25 protein-coding genes and 1 pseudogene are annotated in these 20,393 nt (G+C 33.3%); 16 read left to right on the forward strand and 10 right to left on the reverse strand.

The features are described 5' to 3' along the window. Positions 1-3: 3 nt before the first annotated feature. The gene (locus AC1Q8N_RS17410) at positions 4-669 is read right to left on the reverse strand and encodes a DUF421 domain-containing protein (RefSeq protein WP_000923941.1); all 666 of its coding nucleotides are present in this window, start codon (positions 667-669) and stop codon (positions 4-6) included. A gap of 160 nt (positions 670-829) precedes the next feature. Here AC1Q8N_RS17410 and AC1Q8N_RS17415 point away from each other — a divergent pair, with 160 nt between their 5' ends. From AC1Q8N_RS17415 to AC1Q8N_RS17440, 6 genes are all read left to right on the forward strand, one after another. Next, positions 830-1,408: a YdcF family protein gene (locus AC1Q8N_RS17415; RefSeq protein WP_048543419.1), complete on the forward strand. Its 579-nt coding sequence runs from the start codon at positions 830-832 to the stop codon at positions 1,406-1,408. 148 nt (positions 1,409-1,556) lie between these two features. Then, positions 1,557-1,874, forward strand: a complete 318-nt coding sequence (locus AC1Q8N_RS17420; protein ID WP_061673263.1) for a magnetosome magnetite crystal formation protein family — start codon at positions 1,557-1,559, stop codon at positions 1,872-1,874. A 252-nt stretch (positions 1,875-2,126) separates the two neighbouring features. After that, on the forward strand, positions 2,127-2,861 hold the full coding sequence (gene nfsA, locus AC1Q8N_RS17425; RefSeq protein ID WP_098078470.1) for an oxygen-insensitive NADPH nitroreductase: 735 nt from the start codon (positions 2,127-2,129) through the stop codon (positions 2,859-2,861). Between the two features lie 87 nt (positions 2,862-2,948). Beyond that, positions 2,949-3,533: a type 1 glutamine amidotransferase family protein gene (locus tag AC1Q8N_RS17430; RefSeq protein ID WP_098078467.1), complete on the forward strand. Its 585-nt coding sequence runs from the start codon at positions 2,949-2,951 to the stop codon at positions 3,531-3,533. A gap of 182 nt (positions 3,534-3,715) precedes the next feature. After that, positions 3,716-4,261 (forward strand): sigma-70 family RNA polymerase sigma factor, encoded by a 546-nt coding sequence (locus AC1Q8N_RS17435; protein WP_141559042.1) that lies wholly within the window; start codon positions 3,716-3,718, stop codon positions 4,259-4,261. Between the two features lies 1 nt (position 4,262). After that, positions 4,263-4,874 carry a PH domain-containing protein gene (locus AC1Q8N_RS17440; RefSeq protein WP_098068095.1) on the forward strand — a complete coding sequence of 204 codons (612 nt, stop codon included), beginning with the start codon at positions 4,263-4,265 and terminating at the stop codon, positions 4,872-4,874. A gap of 200 nt (positions 4,875-5,074) precedes the next feature. On the opposite strand, the gene AC1Q8N_RS17445 is transcribed toward AC1Q8N_RS17440, so the two are convergent. The 6 genes and pseudogenes from AC1Q8N_RS17445 to AC1Q8N_RS17470 all read right to left on the reverse strand — a co-directional run bounded on the left by AC1Q8N_RS17445 (position 5,075) and on the right by AC1Q8N_RS17470 (position 8,809). Continuing rightward, the gene (locus AC1Q8N_RS17445) at positions 5,075-5,800 is read right to left on the reverse strand and encodes a sulfite exporter TauE/SafE family protein (RefSeq protein ID WP_098078464.1); all 726 of its coding nucleotides are present in this window, start codon (positions 5,798-5,800) and stop codon (positions 5,075-5,077) included. Between the two features lie 123 nt (positions 5,801-5,923). Beyond that, the gene (locus tag AC1Q8N_RS17450; RefSeq protein ID WP_098078462.1) at positions 5,924-7,144 is read right to left on the reverse strand and encodes an MFS transporter; all 1,221 of its coding nucleotides are present in this window, start codon (positions 7,142-7,144) and stop codon (positions 5,924-5,926) included. A gap of 19 nt (positions 7,145-7,163) precedes the next feature. Continuing rightward, complete coding sequence (locus AC1Q8N_RS17455; RefSeq protein ID WP_098078459.1) at positions 7,164-7,613, reverse strand: ArsR/SmtB family transcription factor; 450 nt, start codon at positions 7,611-7,613, stop codon at positions 7,164-7,166. Positions 7,614-7,850: 237 nt separating this feature from the next. Further along, positions 7,851-8,051: pseudogene (locus AC1Q8N_RS17460) on the reverse strand (MFS transporter); the annotation flags it as partial. Positions 8,052-8,056: 5 nt separating this feature from the next. Next, positions 8,057-8,524, reverse strand: coding sequence for a VOC family protein (locus tag AC1Q8N_RS17465; protein ID WP_098078456.1), 468 nt, complete (start codon positions 8,522-8,524; stop codon positions 8,057-8,059). Between the two features lie 165 nt (positions 8,525-8,689). Beyond that, positions 8,690-8,809: a YjcZ family sporulation protein gene (locus AC1Q8N_RS17470; RefSeq protein WP_000120179.1), complete on the reverse strand. Its 120-nt coding sequence runs from the start codon at positions 8,807-8,809 to the stop codon at positions 8,690-8,692. Positions 8,810-9,048: 239 nt separating this feature from the next. Between AC1Q8N_RS17470 and AC1Q8N_RS17475 the strand changes: the two genes are divergently transcribed. Both AC1Q8N_RS17475 and hfq read left to right on the forward strand, forming a co-directional pair. Next, complete coding sequence (locus tag AC1Q8N_RS17475) at positions 9,049-9,267, forward strand: aspartyl-phosphate phosphatase Spo0E family protein (protein WP_002096752.1); 219 nt, start codon at positions 9,049-9,051, stop codon at positions 9,265-9,267. A 49-nt stretch (positions 9,268-9,316) separates the two neighbouring features. After that, a complete protein-coding gene (gene hfq, locus AC1Q8N_RS17480) occupies positions 9,317-9,505 on the forward strand; it encodes an RNA chaperone Hfq (RefSeq protein WP_000400662.1) in 189 nt (62 codons plus the stop codon). A 25-nt stretch (positions 9,506-9,530) separates the two neighbouring features. Here hfq and AC1Q8N_RS17485 read toward each other — a convergent pair whose 3' ends face one another. Beyond that, a complete protein-coding gene (locus tag AC1Q8N_RS17485) occupies positions 9,531-10,133 on the reverse strand; it encodes an HD domain-containing protein (protein WP_000400774.1) in 603 nt (200 codons plus the stop codon). A gap of 172 nt (positions 10,134-10,305) precedes the next feature. Between AC1Q8N_RS17485 and AC1Q8N_RS17490 the strand changes: the two genes are divergently transcribed. From AC1Q8N_RS17490 to AC1Q8N_RS17520, 7 genes are all read left to right on the forward strand, one after another. Then, positions 10,306-11,139 (forward strand): flagellar motor protein MotP, encoded by an 834-nt coding sequence (locus tag AC1Q8N_RS17490; protein ID WP_000502146.1) that lies wholly within the window; start codon positions 10,306-10,308, stop codon positions 11,137-11,139. Positions 11,140-11,161: 22 nt separating this feature from the next. Next, on the forward strand, positions 11,162-11,839 hold the full coding sequence (locus AC1Q8N_RS17495; protein WP_000977943.1) for an OmpA family protein: 678 nt from the start codon (positions 11,162-11,164) through the stop codon (positions 11,837-11,839). A 150-nt stretch (positions 11,840-11,989) separates the two neighbouring features. Next, positions 11,990-12,358, forward strand: a complete 369-nt coding sequence (locus tag AC1Q8N_RS17500) for a response regulator (protein ID WP_000940570.1) — start codon at positions 11,990-11,992, stop codon at positions 12,356-12,358. Between the two features lie 129 nt (positions 12,359-12,487). Further along, positions 12,488-14,491 (forward strand): chemotaxis protein CheA, encoded by a 2,004-nt coding sequence (locus AC1Q8N_RS17505; RefSeq protein WP_098078453.1) that lies wholly within the window; start codon positions 12,488-12,490, stop codon positions 14,489-14,491. Positions 14,492-14,664: 173 nt separating this feature from the next. Continuing rightward, positions 14,665-16,308 carry a flagellar motor switch protein gene (locus tag AC1Q8N_RS17510; RefSeq protein WP_001115029.1) on the forward strand — a complete coding sequence of 548 codons (1,644 nt, stop codon included), beginning with the start codon at positions 14,665-14,667 and terminating at the stop codon, positions 16,306-16,308. Between the two features lie 29 nt (positions 16,309-16,337). Continuing rightward, positions 16,338-17,684 (forward strand): transglycosylase, encoded by a 1,347-nt coding sequence (locus AC1Q8N_RS17515; protein WP_098068099.1) that lies wholly within the window; start codon positions 16,338-16,340, stop codon positions 17,682-17,684. 27 nt (positions 17,685-17,711) lie between these two features. Then, positions 17,712-18,428 carry a hypothetical protein gene (locus tag AC1Q8N_RS17520; RefSeq protein WP_064469674.1) on the forward strand — a complete coding sequence of 239 codons (717 nt, stop codon included), beginning with the start codon at positions 17,712-17,714 and terminating at the stop codon, positions 18,426-18,428. Between the two features lie 33 nt (positions 18,429-18,461). Here AC1Q8N_RS17520 and cheR read toward each other — a convergent pair whose 3' ends face one another. Together cheR and AC1Q8N_RS17530 are read right to left on the reverse strand one after the other, a co-directional pair. Continuing rightward, positions 18,462-19,244: a protein-glutamate O-methyltransferase CheR gene (cheR, locus tag AC1Q8N_RS17525; protein WP_048543407.1), complete on the reverse strand. Its 783-nt coding sequence runs from the start codon at positions 19,242-19,244 to the stop codon at positions 18,462-18,464. 39 nt (positions 19,245-19,283) lie between these two features. Further along, positions 19,284-19,781, reverse strand: a complete 498-nt coding sequence (locus AC1Q8N_RS17530; protein WP_001020104.1) for a hypothetical protein — start codon at positions 19,779-19,781, stop codon at positions 19,284-19,286. A gap of 143 nt (positions 19,782-19,924) precedes the next feature. Between AC1Q8N_RS17530 and AC1Q8N_RS17535 the strand changes: the two genes are divergently transcribed. Further along, positions 19,925-20,389, forward strand: coding sequence for a YaaR family protein (locus AC1Q8N_RS17535; RefSeq protein ID WP_000946323.1), 465 nt, complete (start codon positions 19,925-19,927; stop codon positions 20,387-20,389). Positions 20,390-20,393: the final 4 nt, after the last annotated feature.

Consider the following 20,393-nt stretch of genomic DNA (forward strand, 5'->3'; position numbering starts at 1 on the left):
TTTTTACTCTTTTAAACTAATCGCAAAAGATCCATCTGTTTCTTGAACAGACGCGAAAGCAACGCTTTTAATATTAGTGATGCCCTTTTCTTTTAATTCTTTATATAACCACTTTTCGTCCTTATGAATTAACTTTAAGTTATCGTATTGAATTTGCGAATCAACGATAAGGGCAATTGGTAATCCAGCATACGTAACATCTATGTTCAAGTCTTTTGGAGTTAATGGTACAAGTTCACGCTTTGGTAAAATGCTAATGGCTCCGTTCGCTTCTAAAATAGCATATTCAATTTCGTGAACACTTGGATATCCTGCGACGCGAAGGTTAGACAGTAGTTCAGCGATTGGATATCTACTTTTTTGTAAGTTTTCAAAAATAATATCACCATGTTTAATTAAAATGATAGGGTGCCCGAGAATAAAACGATTTAGTTTGTTTAGTAAGCTTAATTTTGTAAGAAGCAAATGCAAACATGTAATAACGACCATACCGAGAAAAGCTTGCAAAGCACCAGAGACTGGTATGGCCTGAAAAGCTAAATAAGATAAAAAGATAATAGCACCAAAATCATGAGGAGTTAGTTGTGCTAAAGCTGATTTACCGAGCATTTTAAGTGATAGTAAAAATAAGATGAAAAAGAACGATACGTTACATAAAAAGAGAAGCAATAGAGACACTCCTTCGTGCAAAGTTGTACTTACTGTTCCCGAAAGAAATATAAATATTACTTTCCAGAGGATAAATTAGACTGAATTGGAATTTGTCTGTATACAAACAAATAAATGGATATTATCATGAAAGAAGCAAAGAACATAGGAGAATATGGATATGAAAAAGAAGAAAATAATTAAATATATGATAGGGATTATAATGGTTTGCGCTGTTTATGCGGGATTTTTACAATATAACATTTATAAGCATGGGCAAATGAATGCGGCCTATGATGCTGATTATATAATTGTATTAGGCTCGAAAGTAAACGGGACGAAACCATCGTACTCCTTGCAATATCGTATTGATAAAGCTGCTGAGTATTTACAATCACATGAGAAAACAATTGCTATCGTGTCTGGAGGGAAAGGAAAAGGAGAAGATATTTCAGAAGCATTAGCAATGAAAAATGGATTAATGAAACTAAAAATTGCAGAAGACCGCATAATAATGGAAGATAAGTCAACGAGTACAGATGAAAATATTACATTCTCAAAACCTTTAATTCCGGACAATATGAAAAAAGGGATGATCGTAACAAACGATTTCCATATGTTTAGAGCGAAAAAAATAGCAGCAAAGCAAGGTTTACAATTAGAGGGTCTTCCGGCCGAAACGCCGAAGCGAATTGTTATTCCATCGAATATACGAGAGTATTTTGCTATTACGCAATATTGGTTTATGAATCGAATATAGAGAAAAATAATCCCGTCTGGAAGTCCAGGCGGGATTGTTTTGCGGAAAATCTTACAAAAATGTCATGTTCCTGAAAGGTAAAGCGATAGTTTCTAGAATGCATTCCTGACATAATGAAGATAACAAAAACTATTTAGAGGTGAATCGGATGAAAGGAAATAATATATTATCTTCACTATGTTACTTTAGTATCTTTTTTGCACCATTTTTACTGCCAATTATCGTGTACTTCATTGCGGAGGATGAAGTGAAATATCACGCGAAAAAAGCATTTTGGTCACATGTTTTCCCGTATGCGGTTTTATTTGGTGGATTAGCAGTATCAGGCATATATGGTTTAAGCTTCAATCAATCTGATGGTGCTGGAATTGGGATTATGATCACATATGCAGTATTCATTCTTGTAGGGGTTTATTACTTCATTTGGAATATCGTAAAAGGTGTTAAAGTTTTGAAAACAGCGTAATAAGATAAGGAATAATTCGGAGTGAATTTGTCGTTATTTGTCGGTAAGTCGATATCCCTTGTCGAATCGTCGATATATCTGAAAAATCGCTGATATATTTAAATAATCGTCGATATAATTTCATGCACCGTATTGATAGACGTTTTAAAAAGAGCAATTCAAAAAGAATTGCTCTTTTTGTGCTTATAAGTTGTGAATATTGGAAAAGATATGTTAATTTTTCATTAGGAAGAGAAAAAAGGAGTGTTTTTCATGAATGAGATCATGCATAAAATGGAGCAACACGTTTCAGTTCGTAAATATAAAGAAGAATCAATTCCGAAAGATGTAGTAGAAAGAATGGTGCAAGCTGCGCAGCATGCCGCTTCCTCGCATTTTGTACAGGCGTATTCTGTTATATATGTAACCGATCAAGACTTAAAGGTTAAACTAGCAGAGTTATCGGGAAATCGTCACGTGAAGGACTGTGCAGCATTCTTTGTTTGTTGTGCAGATTTAAAACGACTTGAAATGGCATGTGAAAAACATGGTACAGAAATAAAGCATGAAGGAGTAGAAGACTTTATCGTTGCGACGGTAGATGCTTCACTGTTCGCGCAAAACTTAGCGTTAGCAGCAGAATCGTTAGGGTACGGTATTTGTTATATTGGTGGTATTCGTAATAACCCGAGAGAAGTAAGTGAATTGCTTCATTTACCAGATAAAGTATATCCTATATTCGGAATGACAGTGGGTGTACCAGATGAAAATCATGGAGTGAAACCACGTTTACCAGTAGCGGCAATTCTACATGAAAATGGGTATGATGAAAAGAAATATGATGAATTACTAAACGAATACGATGAAACGATGAGTTCGTATTACAAAGAAAGATCATCAAACAAGAAAAACTTGACATGGACGGAATCAATGAGTTCGTTTATGTCTAAAGAAAAAAGAATGCATATGAAAGAATTTTTAAGTGAAAAAGGATTTAATAAGAAGTGAATAAAAAGGCAAACCTGTGATGCGGGTTTGCCTTTTTTAGAGGAGAAAGATGATTGTTTGCGAATAAATATAGGGGGAGGAGATAATATGAAAAAAGCTTTAATCTTTTTATTTGATGGATTTGCGGAATTTGAAGTGAATATAGCGAGTTTATTTTTGATAAGTAAGGAATTTGAAATAATAACAGCAACAATAGACGGAAAAACAGTTACAGGAGAAGGTGGTTTTTTGTGTCAACCACATGTCTCTATCGAGCATATTGAGGTGGCAGACTATGAAGTGTTTATTGTACCAGGGGGACATATTTTTGACCATTTAGAAAATGAACAATTGTTAACTGTCGTGAACGAATTACATAAGCAAAATAAATGGATAGCAGGTATTTGTGCAGGGACATCATTACTACATGCAGCAGGAGTACTTAATAAGAAGAAATTCTCAACATCATTAACACCAGATGAAAAACAATTAGCGCATTTACATGAATGGGAATATAAACAAAATAAAGATGTAACCGTTGATGGGAAAATAATAACAGCCGTAGGGTCTGCATATGTTGAATTTGCTGCTGAAATAATGAAACAGCTCAATTTATTTAATGAAGTTGAAGAGATGGAGAACTTGCAATACTTTAAAAATGTAACAGAGCTGTGTGATGAAACGTTAGTATAAGTGAATAGTTTGATTGTTAATACCTAAGTTCAGAATGTAGATACTCCTTTCTGAACTTAGGTATTTTATTTGTTATGATATACATAGAAAAATTAAGAAATTTTTACAAAAGTGATAGAAAATGAGAATAAAATACCAATAGTAAGTAAAGGCAGCTGCTAAAGGAGAATTGGGGAAGGAAGATGCTTATGATTTTCAATTCTGAAGAGGATTTAATTATAGCTATGAAAAAACATAATCAAGACGCTTTGAAAGAAGTGATTGATCAATATGGAAAATTAATTTTGTACATTATTCATAAATCATTAAGTACCCCTATTGAAAAACAATATGTGGATGATTGTTATAACGATGTATTTACTATCATTTGGTTTCATATCGACCAATTTGATACAGAAAAGGGAAACTTAAAATCTTGGATGATTGGTATTACTAAATTAAAGGCATTGGAATATAAAAAGAAAGTATATAAAGAGAATAAAATTGATAAAGACGTAGAAATAGATACAAGTGTCCATGATAGGTATGGAATAGAACAAGAAGAAGAAATTATGGAAATCGTTCAAGATTTAAATAAGAAAGATCGATATATCTTTTTAAAAAGGTATATTGATGGATATTCCATTGATGATATTGCGAAAGAATTAAAAGTAACGGTGGATTATATATACAATCGAATTTCCCGTGGGAAGAAAAAACTCCAAAAACTGTGGAAAGGGAGTGTGTAATATGGATAAAAGATTATTATCTATGTTAAATGAACTCCAATATTCAGAGGAAGAAATTGCACGTTTAGAGAAAGAGGCAAATGAGTCTATAAATATAGATAAGTATTATGTAAGAAATGGAGAATTACTAAAAAAATTAACGTTACAAATGCTAGAAGAATCCATTCGCAACGAATTACAAACAGGTGAAGAAATTGAGAAGGAACTGTTAGTAGATGAAGGGTATATGGCAAATAATAAAGTCATACCAAATATATATTACGTAGGAGCTACTTTTTATTATTATATCGTGTTAACAAATAAGAGAGTGATTATGAAAGGATTAGATTGCTATTTTAAAAAAACAAATGAACACAGCATACCAATAGAAGATATACAATCCATTTCACAACATAAAAAAATGAAAAATGTCTTTGAGATTAAATATAATAACACTCATATACAATTTGGAAGTATTGAGTATGCACGTGAAGTTGCAATGATAGTTATGGAGTTAAAAAAACGTGGAGTAAAAGTAGAAAAGTATACAGATTTTGAAAAAGGGTTTTCCATATTCTTTAATATATTCGTGATAGTAACTGCAGGTCTTTGCTTTATAAAATATTTAATGTAAAAAGCGGCTAAATAGCCGCTTTTTATCGTGTTATTTAGTATCCGATTTTATAATATTTGTCTTACGAAAGAACGATTATTGCTAATTGTAAACTGGTAATAAAGTCATGTGAGTTTTGATATGGAATGCCCCGTCGTATTTGAAAATGCAGTAATGATTTCGTTTGAACCTATCTATTATTGCACTATCTAAAGCACCTTCTATAATAAATGCAAACTTTCAATAAGAAGATACATACCTGTACAACTCAAAAGGATATACGTAAATATTTTAAAAATCCGTTGATTAAGCCATTTGAAAATAATTTGACCTATATACAAACCTAAAAATACGATTGGAATAGCATACAAACTTGATTCCCAAATTGTTTTGTTTGTCCCAGTAAAGAGTATTTGAGTTAGTAGACTAATGAAATATATAAATAGATAAAAAGCTAAAGTAGTTGCTCGTAACTTCTCTTTTTTTGTATCAGTTCCTGTAAAATAAAGTAACAGGGGAGGTCCTGGCATACCTATACTTGTCGTTAATAGACCAGATAATCCACCAACTATGAAATCTCTAGATTTTGTTGATTGAATCTTAACGTTGCATATTAGCATCAACGTTAATAGTAAGAGCAGGATGCTAATTGCTAATTTAAATGTGTTGATGTTAATGGAAGTGAAAATGATAATACCAAAAGGAACACCAATTATACTTCCGAAAATTAATCTTTTCAGTAGAATAAAATCAATGTCTGTTTTTATTTTCCAAATGAGCGATATGGAAATAATTAAGGATAAAATGATATTTATTTGTATAGCTTCTTGTGGTAGAAATAACATGAGTAAGAAAGGTGTTGCCATAATAGAAAAGCCAAAACCTGTACTTGTTTGTAAAATAGAAGCTACTAATATAATACATATGAAAGTGAATATAATCTCCAAAATAGTCCTCCTATATAATTAGTTCCAATACATATTTTAACATAAAGTGAAACTTTAATCAGTGGGGCTTACTGTCCTTTAAAACGGGAAAAAAGCGGCTAAATAGCCGCTTTTTTCTCGCATTTAATATTCCAATGATGACCCTGTAGCTTTAAAATATTTTTCTCGTGAAGGCGTCATTACACGGATTGCTAATAAACAGGAAAGGAAAAGAATGAGTAATGAGCTGCTTATTACAGTGATTTGAACGGAAAGAAATTGTGCGGATGCCCCAATTGCTAAAATGAAAAAGATTTGGATGAAATTTTTTATGGAATCAAATACGCTATCAATACGTCCCATCATATGTACAGGGATGTTATTTTGATAAAATGTTATAAAGCCAGTACCAGCAAATGATGAAGAAATGCCAAGTAAAATGAAACCACTCGCTGCAACTATAAATGAATTTGAAAAGGCGAAAATTACATAGCCTATTGCTGTGAAAATCATACCTAATCCGATACAATGTTGAATTTGTAATCGTTTAGCAAAGAGAGAAACAAGAAATGAACCGAAAACGTAAGCAGCACCAGTTATACTAACAAGCATGCTATATTCTATATTGGATAAAAACAGTACTTGTTTTGTGAAAACAACCTCTTGTGAATCGAGTGCCATAGAGACAAGCATAGTAGCTTGAAATAAAACGAATATGAGAATAATGTAACTTTCAGTTCGAGCGAATGAAAAAACTTGTTTCCAATCACTTCGTAATGTTTGTACGAAAGTATTTGCAACTTCTTCGTTTTGTTTTGTTTGTAGTGTAATGTTTGGCAAGAAGTAAATGAGAATGGTAGAAAGTAGAAAGGAAAGTGAGTTGCAGTAAATCACAAAGGATGCTGAGTACGTGGTGAGAAGTATTCCAGCAAGAGCTGGACCGATAATAAAAGCCCCGTTTGTAAATAAGCTATTCCAAGCGTTGAATTGAGCGCGTTCTTCAGCTCGTATGAGCATTGTTCTATAAGAAAATGATGCTGGATCGAAAAATGATGTAGCAATGCGAGTTAAAAAGATAAAAATATAAATGGCCCAAATAGAATCAAATAGTGGAATACAGCCAATGAGAGCTGCTCGAATTATATCTGTGATGAGCATAATGGACCGTTTGTTTAATCGATCTACTATGCTACCAGACCATATTTTTGTAACAACGGTGGCAATTGGACCTACAATCCATAATCCTGCTACAGCAGCAGGGGAGTTTGTGCTATTTAACACCATTATGTTTAAGGCGATGAGATACATAAAATCACCTAAACGAGAAATTCCTGTTCCCGACAATAATAATAATTTATTTTTCATGAACAAATGGCCCTTTCTTTCATTGTTTTTTAATCCTGCAGGAAATGGAGTATTCCTCTTCGGAGTTTGATTGACGAGCGGTTTTGTTTTCCCAGCGTAATAAAACTTGTGTAACTTCCCAAGTAAGCTGTTGTAATTCCTCTGGAGTTAAAAATAAATGAGATACAATATGACTACCTGTATTCGTTCCTTCTGTGCCGCTTTCTTCAATATAGAAATGAGCAGCTTTTGCTTTATAATATTTTTCAATAATTCCCCGTTTTTCTTTCGTGTCTACTAATTCAAGTAACCCTCCATCATATAAAATTTGAACGTGATAATGTACGCTACCAGCAGATTTATTTAGTTTAGTAGCTACTTGTTTTGCAGTGAGTGCCTCGTCTTTTAAAAGGTGAAGAATTTGAATGCGAGTTGCATTAGAAATGAGCTTCTGCTGCTCAGCTGAAATAGTAAGTCTATCGTCAAACATTATGACATCTCCTTTCTTGTAATCTAAATTTATTGTACATTCTAAAAAATTAGAACGTAAGGGAAATAAATCGCCTTTTTCCTTTATATTTCGACATAAAGAAAAATAGCATGTATATAAACATGCTATTAAGTGATAGTAGATTCTTCACTCAGTTTCCCGCGATAAAACAGGTAAAGCCATATAAAACTAACAAAAATACAGCATATAGCTAATAGGCTACCAATAATTTGCGGAGAAAGGACTAAGTAGAAGTTGAGGTAAACCTTTACTTATAAAAGTTAGTGCGATCATAAACGGAGATTCCGTCATGCTATAGACGAATGTTACTAAAGCTACAGTATGAAACCAATCTCCAAGTACACTTAACGTTTGCCCGTAAAATAATTTATTGAAGTTTTTATTTGTTTTTAGAAGTGTGGAATAAGAAACTGACATAAAATTTAATCTTTATGTAATGATGATGCTTGAACTTGTTTTTTCCACTCGCTTAAATACACTTTCTCCGCTGTAGGAAGTCCAACAGGTAATTGTGCGATCAATTCTAAACTATTTCCGTCAGGATCATTAAAGTATACGGCGGCATGTGCTAATTCTGGAAAAACAATCGGCTCAATTGGTTCCATTCCAAAATCTTTTCTAGCTGAAATTCCTTTTTGGTTTAGCCAGTGTATTGCATTTTCTAAATCATGTAAGCTTACTTGAAAGGCGATGTGTCGTAAAGAAGGGTGATAATTAACTTTGTATTCTGTGCCTTCCCAAAGGCCAAGCCAACTTTCATTTTCTTTAATCCAAAAGAAAGCAATATCATTTCCTCTTTTATATAATTTCAGTCCAAGTGATTCATAAAAAGATATTGATATCTCTAAGTTACTGACAGGTAAATGTGCTTCGTAAAGACCTTTAATCATTGTAATCCTCCTTAGTAAAATATTTCTTATTTCATAGTAAACTTTTTTTTATTAGTTGAAATCACAAAATAGAGGGATATCACTTCATACGAAAGTATGAAAAAACAGCTCAAATATGAGCTGCTTTCGTATAGTTTTTCGTTCATTTGTTAAGGATAGGATATATTAGTATCCGTATCCGCCGCCACCCCAGCAGCTACAACCGATGATGATTAGAAGGATGAATAGTACGATAAGCAAAGCAAATCCACCGCCGAAACCAGCGCAACTTCCACCATAGCTCATATGTTTTCCTCCTTTTGAGTAAGTTAATCTATATAATTCATGGACTACTATATACAGTATGTTTTTTGTGTGGAAAAGGAGCCAGTCTCTTTTGTAATTAGACAAACGCCTGTATGGTTATTTTAATTGTATATTGTGCTAGGGGTATGTGAAGAAATCGTTATATATTTTGCGATTTGTTCATAAAAAAATATAAAAATTGTAAAAAAAACCATTTTTATATTTTTTTATGAGAGGATTTGTACTATAATTTTACAAGTAATATTATGGGAAAAGGGAGTTTTAGTAAAGAGATGGAGATGGGAAAATTACACAATAAAATAGAAAACAAAAAGAAAGAGCTAATCCAACTTGTTGCTAGACACGGATTGGATCATGATAAAGTTTTGTTATTTAGCCGAGATTTAGATATACTTATTAATAAGTTTATGAATGTAAAAGATAAAGTACATAAATAATTTGTAGTTTTTTATATTAGGATATTTTGCGAAAAGGAGAGAAAATTATTTGGAACATTTACAAGAAGAGTTATATAAACAAATAAAAGAAGAAAAAGGTATTGTTACAGTTTTTTTAAAGAGTGGCGTTAGAATAGTAGGAGAAATTGTTGCGATAGACAAATTTACCGTTTTAATGTTAGTTGATGGAAAACAACAACTGATTTACAAGCAGGCTGTATCAACGATAATGAAATAAGACACTCAATTTGAGTGTCTTTTCATTATCGTTTGCAAGCTTCCACGTCAATGCCGGCAGCTAGTAATTTCTTTTCGCCATCTTGTTCAATCATTTTTTGTAATTTAGATAGGAAAGAATCAAAGTTTGTATGCTTTGCCACTTGGAATGTCATTTTATGCTCAATTGGTAGCCACGTATCAATATCAGCTTCGTTATGCTGAATTTTCACCTCAAGCTTATCAAGTGCGTTGGCAACTTTTGCTTCGTACGTTTCTTTCGCTTCAAACTCCATCCATAAATCATATAATTCCTCACCGAGAGAACCTTTTAATGTTCGTTTAATATTTAAAATGGCTTCTTGCTCATTTTTTTGTTTTTGTAATTGTAATTCATGACTATTCATTGTATCAAAAGCAGGAATATCACCAGCTTCTGCCTCGACTAGGTCGTGAATAATAACCATTTTAAGTAATTTTTCAATATTTACTTTTTGATCTAAATAAGGCTCAACTAAAATGGCCATTAGAGACATGCGCCACGTATGTTCAGCAACACTTTCTTGACGCCCGTTAGAAAGCCAGCTATGTCGCATTTCGTATTTTAATTTTTCTGCTAGTGCAATGACTTGTAAAATGTTATGTTCCATCGTGATCCTCCTCATATTTCCATACTATAATTCTAATATGGAAATGAAATGTGTCAATTTTATGAGTATATTGCGATAAATAGATGATAAGCGTATAATAAACATTATATGTGAAAACGCATTATTAAAATAAAAAAATGTTTTATAAAAATGAAAAGGGAAGGTCCGGAATATGGGAGATGAAAATCAAGTGTTTGCTAGACCAGAAAGAAAAAAAAGGAAGTTTGATATTTCTAGCCCAGTGGGCATAATAGTAGGTTTTGCTATTGTAATAGCAGCAATTATGATTGGCGGCGGCGGAGTAAAAGCTTTTAAAAACTTTTTAGATGTTTCATCTATTTTAATTGTAATAGGGGGAACAACTGCGACAATTGTTGTGGCATATCGATTTGGAGAAATAAAAAAATATACGAAAAGTATTTTTACTGTTTTACATAGAAAAGAAGAAGATTTAGAACAGTTAACGGATTTGTTTGTCGATTTTTCGAAAAAGTCTAAAAAACACGGCCTACTTTCTTTAGAAGTTGATGGAGAGCAAGTAGACAATCCTTTTATTCAAAAAGGAATTCGATTAATGTTAAGTGGTTACGATGAAGATGAATTAAAAGAAGTGTTAATGAAAGATGTTGAAACGGAAGTGTATGAGTTAAGAAAAGGGGCAGCATTATTAGATAAAATTGGCGATTTCGCTCCAGCTTGGGGCATGATAGGAACTTTAATCGGTCTTATCATTATGCTTCAAAACTTGCAAGACACATCGCAGATTGGTACAGGGATGGCAGTTGCGATGTTAACGACATTGTATGGGTCAGTACTTGCAAATATGATTGCAATCCCTCTTGCTGAAAAGGTGTATCGTGGTATTGAAGATTTATATACAGAGAAGAAGTTTGTTATTGAAGCGATTTCAGAATTATATCGCGGTCAAATTCCTTCTAAATTAAAGTTGAAACTCGATACATATGTATACGAAACAAAGATAAAAAAAGTAAAACGAGCAGCCTAATATTTCAAGGAGTGGTATGGTGATGATGAAACGACCGCAAAAGGGATCGCCTCGTTGGATGACGACTTTTACAGATTTAACGATGTTATTATTAACTTTCTTTGTATTACTAGTTGCTACATCAAAGCAGGATGCAGTAAAATTGTCAAAGATGCTTGAAAAGTTTAGTGACGTGGAGCAAGTAGATGCAAAAGTAATGGAAAATACAATACCAGATATTTCACATGAAAAAAATGATGAAAAAATGGTCTCGAAAAAAAGAATGGATGAATTATATAAAAAGTTAAAAGCATATGTAGATAATAACGGTATTAGTCAAGTGAATGTATATCGAGAGGATACGGGAGTAAGCGTCGTTATAGTAGATAATTTAATATTTGATACGGGTGACGCGAACGTTAAACCAGAAGCGAAAGAGATAATAAGTCAATTAGTTGGATTTTTCCAATCAGTACCAAATCCGATTGTTGTTGAAGGGCATACAGATAGTAGACCTATTCATAATGACAAATTCCCTTCTAACTGGGAGCTGTCTTCAGCAAGAGCAGCAAATATGATTCACCACTTAATTGAAGTGTATAATGTGGATGATAAAAGGCTAGCTGCGGTAGGATATGCAGACACAAAGCCAGTTGTACCAAATGATTCACCGCAAAATTGGGAGAAAAACCGTCGCGTTGTCATTTACATAAAAGAATAGTATATTATCATTTTAATAATAAAATAATGAAAATACGAAAATTCTTTTAAAAAAATATTAAATTTTATCATTTTATTTTGTATAATGAGTGAGAATGATAAGGTGAAATATTAAGATATATTTATACATAGAAGGAGAGAATTAAAAAGAATGGCACATAAAATTTTAGTTGTAGACGATGCGATGTTCATGCGAACGATGATTAAAAACTTATTAAAAAGTAATTCTGAATTTGAAATTATTGGTGAAGCAGAGAATGGAGTAGAAGCAATTCAGAAGTTTAAAGAACTTCAACCGGATATTGTAACATTAGATATTACTATGCCAGAAATGGACGGACTTGAAGCGTTAAAAGAAATTATTAAAATTGATTCAAGTGCAAAAGTTGTTATTTGTTCTGCAATGGGACAACAAGGTATGGTATTAGATGCAATTAAGGGTGGAGCAAAAGACTTTATTGTAAAGCCGTTCCAAGCGGATCGAGTAATTGAAGCTTTAACAAAAGTAGCAAACAGCTAATATAGAAGGGGTGCCACAAGGAATCTAAACATTGGTAGCGGATATGCGTGTGGCCCCCTTTTTTCTTGCTATAAAACACTAAATTGTTATACATAAATGAAATGTTTGTTAGACAGGTAGGGGATGAAAATGCAAACAGATCTATTAAATATATTTTTTGAAGAATCAGAAGAACATTTACAATCGCTAAATGAAAATGTGCTAACTTTAGAACAAAATCCCACTGATATGGATGTTGTGGGAGAAATATTCCGTTCAGCCCATACATTTAAAGGTATGTCAGCGAGTATGGAATTTACGGAAATGGCGGATTTAACGCATAAAATGGAAAACGTTTTAGATGAAATTCGTCATGGGAATATAGTTGTAAATGCAGAGATTATTGATGTGATTTTTGAGTGCATTGATAATTTAGAGAAGATGGTTGCAGATGTGCAACAAGGCGGAATGGGCAATATTGATGTAATTACAACTAAGCAGAAATTAGAAGCATTATTGAATGGCAATGTAGAAACTCCTGCGGAATATATTGAGCAAGAACTTATAAATAATGATAATGCAGTTTCGCATGAAGTGCATATAACTGTTGAGCAACATGCTATTTTAAAAGCAGTACGTGCAATTATGTGTATTGAAGCACTGCAAAATGTAGGTAATGTACAAAAAACAGTTCCAAGTATTGAAGAAATTGAAGCGGATGCTTTCGGGTTTGAGTTCACAGTATTTATGGATACTGATCAAAGTGAAGAAGAATTAAAACAAGTAGTGCTTCATGTTTCTGAAATTGAGAGAGTAGAAGTGAAGCAAGGACATACATTAAAAGAAGTAGTCTCGAAAGAATTGGGTACACAAGAAGCTATGCAGGAAGATTTACAAGAGGCTACGCATGTGGAATCAACTAAAGAAGTATCGAAGCAATCAGCTAATGCTACACCTGCTAAAAGCGCTACAAAAACGAAAAATGGTAAAGTGGAAAATCGTTCCATACGCGTTCAATTAGAAAAAATTGAAAGATTAATGAACATGTTTGAAGAAAGTGTAATTGAGCGTGGTCGTATAGATGAATTGGCACAAGCAATTCAAAACAAGGAATTAATTGAGCATTTAAATCGATTAGGCGATATTTCAAAAGATATTCAAAATGTACTACTAAATATGCGTATGGTGCCGATTGAAACAGTCTTTAATCGTTTCCCGCGTATGGTACGTATGTTAGCGAAAGATTTAGGGAAGAAAATTGATTTACAAATTACAGGTGAAGACACAGAAGTTGATAAAATTGTTATTGATGAAATCGGTGATCCACTCGTTCATTTAATTCGTAATGCAATTGATCACGGTGTTGAGACTGTTGAACAACGTCGTGATGCGGGTAAAAATGAGACAGGTACGATTAAATTAGAAGCGTTCCATAGTGGAAATCATGTCGTAATTCAAATTACGGATGATGGAAATGGAATTCATAAAGGGAAAGTATTAGAAAAAGCGATTAAAAATGGTGTTGTAACAGAATCTGAGGCAAATAAATTAACGGATCGTGAAGTATTTGATTTGATCTTCCAACCAGGATTTAGTACAGCTGAAGTTGTATCAGACCTTTCTGGGCGTGGCGTTGGATTAGATGTAGTGAAACATACGATCCATAGTTTAGGTGGACATTTAATTATTGATTCTGAAGAAGGAAAAGGTAGTACATTTAGAATTGAACTGCCATTAACGTTGTCCATTATTCAATCTATGCTTGTTCAAACGAATGATAAACGTTATGCTTTCCCTCTTGGTAATATTGTTGAAGCAATTCGGATTAAGAGAGAAGACATCCAATCCTTACAAGGAAAAGATGTGTTAAATTACCGTAATCAAATTATTGAAGTGAAGCATTTAAGTACTGTATTTGGTGAAAAAACAGTAGATGAGGCGTTTGCGTCATATGATGGTCAAATGGTTCCTGTGTTAATTGTTCGTAATACACATCGCAGCTATGGACTTATTGTAAACACAATTATCGGTCAAAGAGAAATAGTCCTAAAGTCATTAGGTGACTTCTTTGCAGAGAGTTCTAATTATTTCTCTGGTGCGACAATTCTCGGTGATGGACGAGTGGTCCTCATTTTAAACCCAGAAGGTTTATAATAGGAATGAAGGAAAGCTCCCCACTTGTATACAATTGGGGAGCTTTTTGGTTAATCGTTACTAATCTAAAAATGGGAACAAATACATATTAACGTTTTATATAATAAGTTTGTTAAAATAAAATGAGAGTTTATAGCATTTGATAGAAAAACAGAAATGAGGAGGCAGAGAAAATGCCTGAGCAACACACAAAAGGGGATACGAGCACAATTGTGCTAGAAAAAGAAAATGAGCATTTAACGCCTCAAGAATGCGATATTCTTGGCGAAATTGCAAATATATCATTTGGTTCAGCTTCGACTGTATTATCAACAATCTTAAATAGGCAAGTAAGTATTACTGCTCCTCGCATAGAATTGGTAGATTTATATGATTCAAGCGACGTCGAAGTTCCACACGTTGTATTAAACATTCATTTTACAAAAGGATTAGATATGGAAAACCTTCTTGTCCTTAAGCAAGATGTTGCATTATCCATTGCTGATTTAATGATGATGGGAACAGGTGAAGTGGAAGACGGAAAAGAACTTGGTGAATTAGAGCTAAGTGCTGTACAAGAAGCGATGAATCAAATGATGGGGTTCGCAGCTACATCTATGTCAGAATTCTTTCAAGATACAGTAGATATGTCTCCGCCGACAATTAAAGTTGTAAAGTTATCAGAAGAAATGGAGAAAATTTCTGAGATTGATGGTAATCAAACGATTGTTAAAGTATCGTTTGATTTAAAGATAGATAATCTTGTAAACTCTAAACTTGTGCAAATTGTTTCAGTTGAACATGCGAAACGAATGGTAAATAAATTAATGCAATTATCTGGTGGAGTAGAAGAAAAAGATGAGCCAGCAGAAGTAGTGGAAACTGAGATTGTAGAAGAACAAGTTGAAAAAGAGCATTTAACACAAGAAGAGAAAGATGTCCTTGGTGAAATTGCAAATATTTCAATTGGCTCCGCTTCAACAGTATTGTCAACACTTTTAAATCAGCCAGTTACAATTAGTACGCCCAATGTAGAATCAATCAATGTTCGTCATTATGACGGAGTACCAGTCCCGTTTGTTATTTTAAATGTTGATTTTGTTGAAGGACTAAAGAATGAGAATGTATTCGTATTTACGAAAGATGTCGCTTTAACAATGGTAGATTTAATGATGATGGGAACAGGGGAAGTTGATCCAGAGAAAGAACTTAGTGAATTAGAACTGAGCGGTATTAAAGAGATCATGAACCAAATGATGGGGCATGCTGCAACGGCGATGTCAGAAATGTTTCAAGAAAAAATGGACATGACACCACCAAATGTTAAATTCGTAACGTTAAAAGAAGAAATGGAATATTTGGGAGAGTCAATGAAAGTGGACGAACTCGTCCAAATTACGTTCAACCTTGAAATTGGCGACCTGCTTCAATCGAAAATGTATCAAATTTTACCGATTTCAGAAGCGAAAGAAATGGTAAGAAGACTTCTATATCCAATGATGGAAGAGGAAGAAGAGATTGTTACGGAAGAAATTGAAGAAGAAAAAATTGTAGAACCTGTTGTGCAACCTATTGAATTTAAAGAAGTAAAACAAATGGAACCAGTATACATGGACACATCCATCTTACAAAATGTAGAAATGAATGTGAAATTTGTATTTGGAAGCACAGTGAAAACAATTCAAGATATTTTAAGTTTACAAGAGAATGAAGCGGTTGTACTAGATGAGGATATTGACGAGCCAATTCGTATTTATGTAAATGATGTATTGGTGGCGTATGGTGAACTTGTAAATGTAGATGGATTTTTCGGAGTAAAAGTGACGAAATCGCTATAAGTCGTTGAAATAGGAGTTTGAGCTAGTAGATGAAAAACGTAAAGTTTTTTCTAATGAGCTGGTTATTCATAAATGTGTGTCTGTTCTTCCCTCTGCAAAGTCAGGCGGAAGAACAAATTGAACCAGATCAAAAACTAAATGAAATGAATGTACAAGAAGAAAACAAAGAAGTTCAAGAGCAGCCAGAGCAAGTGGAAGTGAATCAAGGTAAAGAGGAACAACAAGAAGTAGTAAATGAACAAGAGGTCGAAAAAAAGATAGAGACGGATCAAGGGGTTATTACAGTAAATAAGCCAGAATTAAAAGTTGGCGAAGAAGTGCGAGTTATTGTAGAGCCGAAAGAGCAAAATGTTCAAAGTATAAAAGGTATTTTGCGCTTGCCAAAAAACGGCGATCAGTATGAACAAGAAAGAATGCTATCGTTTAAGTATGAAGAGGAAACGAAGCGATGGATTGCTAACTACAAGGTCGAAACTTTTGATTTGCAAGGTGATTGGAATCTTCAGCTCATTCAAAGTTCTAAAGAAACTGAGAAAGAAGAGCTTATAGAAAATGAAGTGAAAGTCCCATTTATTCGTATAAATAATGACACGCCAACAATAGATAAAGAACTGCCGAAGTTGCATAAAGTTACTGTTGACGAGGCGAAAGAGAAGCTAATTGAACGGAAACAAGGCGATTCTATACGTGTGCGAGTGAAGGCGACAGACGGAGAATCAGTTGTGAAAGAAGTTCGTGTTACATTAAAAGGGAAAGAAAATAAAGAGATTACATTTTTGTTAGATTACAATAAGCGCGACATGGATTGGCAAAAAGTATTTGAAATAACGGATGCGTTGCCAATCGGGACGTACGAAATACTTGTAGAGATAGTGGATGCGGCCGGCAATAAACTGGTTGAGGAAAGTGAGTATATCGTTTCTATTTTGGAGCAAAAACCAGAAGATGATAAAAAGATAGAAGAACGAGAGAATGAAGATAAATTAGAAGATAAGAAAGAAACTGAGAAGCAGGAAGAATCGAAAGTAGAGATTCCACTTCTGGAAGAAAAACCGCCAGTTGTTCAAATTCCGAAGCAAGAAGAGAAAATAAACGATTTTATAAAAGAGCCGCTGAAAGAGAAAGAAGAAATTACTTACTTTATAAAAGAGCCGTTGGAAAATCATAAGGAAGTAAGTGATGGAAAGGCTCAAAAAGAGAATAAAAGTAGAAATGACAATGGAGTCGTTTCGAAAAAGAAAGAACCAATAGAAGAACCGCAAAAGAAAAAAGAAGACAGTAGCGAACAAGGAGTACAAGCTTCTAATGTGTTTGCTATTATGTCGGGTTTATTCGTATTGTTTTTAGTTTTAAAGAGTAATAAAGAATGGGGCTAATTATTTCATCGTAATGGAGGCGCTTAAATGGAAATTAAACGTACGACAATTGAAAATAAGACGCTACAACCATTAAAACAGCCTGCAGCTATTTCAGAACATGAGATTCAGAAAGAACGAAAACGTAGTAACCTAGTGTTTACTGGGCATTCCAAAATCATTATGAAAAATAATGAAATCGGAATTTTACTTGCTAGTTTAGGTGATGGAAAGATTGTGAAAGAAATGCTTTCTAAAGAGATGGATACAGTGTTACAACTTTTTAAAAAGTTACACACGCTATCTGGAGAAGGAAAGCAAACCGAAAAAGTATATGAACAAATAATGAGAAGCTTGCAAGGGCTTGTAAAACAGGCGCATATAAAAGAACTTCCTTTGTTAGATGGAACGTATGATTTCGCTGAAGTACAACTATCATTTGGCAGAAAGGTACATATTCCGTTGCTAGATGTAAGTGCACTCCTTTCTAGCGTGGAGAGTGATCCATCAGAAGGAAATATAAATTTAATGGTAACGGTTATTACTGCGTATATAACGAAATTATCTAATGAAACCATTTTAATTAGCATTACAGATCGCACAGCTAAAGAGCGGGATGTAAGTGTATGGAGAGCACTTGCAGAAATGAATATGACACAATTATCACAGGCGTTGAAACAAACGATGCAAGAACATAAATGGTCAATGACGTTTCTTTTTCTCTTTATATGGGTTGTTTGTATTATTTTAATTCGAGTTATATAAAAAGGTCGTCACTTTACATTGTGACGACCTCTTTTATATTTTTTCGTAGAAGAATGTATCAAATCTCTGAAGATTATAACGTTCAGGTGTTAAAATTTGTTCTGTGCTACCAACAAATAGCACACCGCCTTTTCGTAAAGAACGACTAAACTTTTCATAAAGTTTTACCCTTGCTTCTTCAGTAAAGTATATCATTACGTTGCGACAAATGATTAAATCGTAATTTGTATCGAACGACTGCATTAACAGGTCGTGTTGTTTGAACGTGACGTTTTGCTTAATATTTTGATGTAATGAATATATATCATTTTCTTTTGTGAAATGACGCTCTTTCAAATCGATAGGTAATTCTTTTAAAGAACGTTCTGTATATTGACCGCGTTTTGCAGTTTCTAAAATGTGAAAATCAAGATCTGTTGCTTGTATTTCAAAACGAAATGGAGCTAGATGCTTCGATAAAATCAAAGAGAGTGTATATGGTTCTTCACCGGCAGCGCAAGCGGCACTCCATACTTTTAATTTTCCGTTATTTTGTTCGAGTAATTTTGGTAGTGCTTTCGTTTCTAGTGTTTGCCAACGTTCTTTATTTCTAAAAAACTCTGAAACGTTAATTGTAATATAGTCAATAAAACTTAAAAATAAGCTTTGATCGACACGTAAAGTACTTAAGAAATTAGTGTAGTTTTCAAAGCCTTTTCTTGAAATGAAAGCATCGATTCTACGGCGCATTCTATCTTGTTTATACGAAGCGATATCCATATTGAATTGTTGTTTAAAACTCGCGATAAAATGATCATAATCTTGTTCAATTATCATATTTATAATAGGCACAATAACGATATTGTGCCTCCCCCTTTACATCATACGAATTTTTTGTTCAAAGTTTTTTTTCATCTGTTTTTCATGTAAACCTGGTAAATCATAAATGACAGCATCAATCCCAGCTTCTTTTGCAATATCAACGGGAATGACAGATGTATGCTTGTCTCCGTTATAAAAACAGAGAACTAAATCGGTATCTTCAATAATTTGTTTAACAAAAAACATATAATCTGATCGGTAAATAGAGTCGGAAGGATGATCAAAAGCAACATACTCGGCTCCGTGTGTTTTTAAATAATCAACGATTTCTTGAAATTCATCTGTTACTGCTTGAAACGGTTGTAGCGTGTAAAGGCATAAATTTTGAGCGAGTCTTTCGTTTTCGACGAAAAAACGAAGTACCTCATTTTCAATAGATTTATAACATAATATGTAAATTTTATGTTTGTGAGCATAGTCAGTTAAAAATTTTTTAATTTCTTCTTGATCTAATGCTGTTAATTGATTTGAACCACAAAGAAAAATATTCATAGAATTGTGCCACCTCATGCTAAATTGTAACATATCTTCTATAAAAAATAACTGCAAAATATTAGTGTTCAGAGTATAATTATAAATAACTAGATTTTACGATTAACTTTAGGAAGAAATAAAAAAATAAAAAGGTGATATATATGCTGCGTTCTATCTCGCATAATCCAATTTTATCGCATATACCGCCTGCTACTCAAATGCCGAAAGAAGCAAATGTCAGGACAGGACTTGCATTTTCGGATAATTTGCATGCAGATCCGAAAAAAGATAAATTGCTAGAACAAATGGAAGCATTTGTCGATAACATTGGAGAAATTAAAGAGAAAATTGAAATGGAATTAACACTTGATAACGTAATGGAATACAAAAATACAGTAAAATCATTTTTGAATTTTTACGTTGACAATGTATTGCAATATAAAGATGTCATGTCTCGTCATCCACGTTATGGATATTCACAGAAAATGACGATTGTGAAACAGGCGGAAATGGGATTAAATGAGTTAGAAGATGTTATGAACTTAATTAATACGAAAACAGGACATTTAGAAATGTTAAATCAAATTGGAGAAATCCACGGTTTAATTGTAAATTTAGTCTTGTAAAAGG

Source organism: Bacillus sp. GW823-FHT06B01 (genome assembly GCF_058952315.1).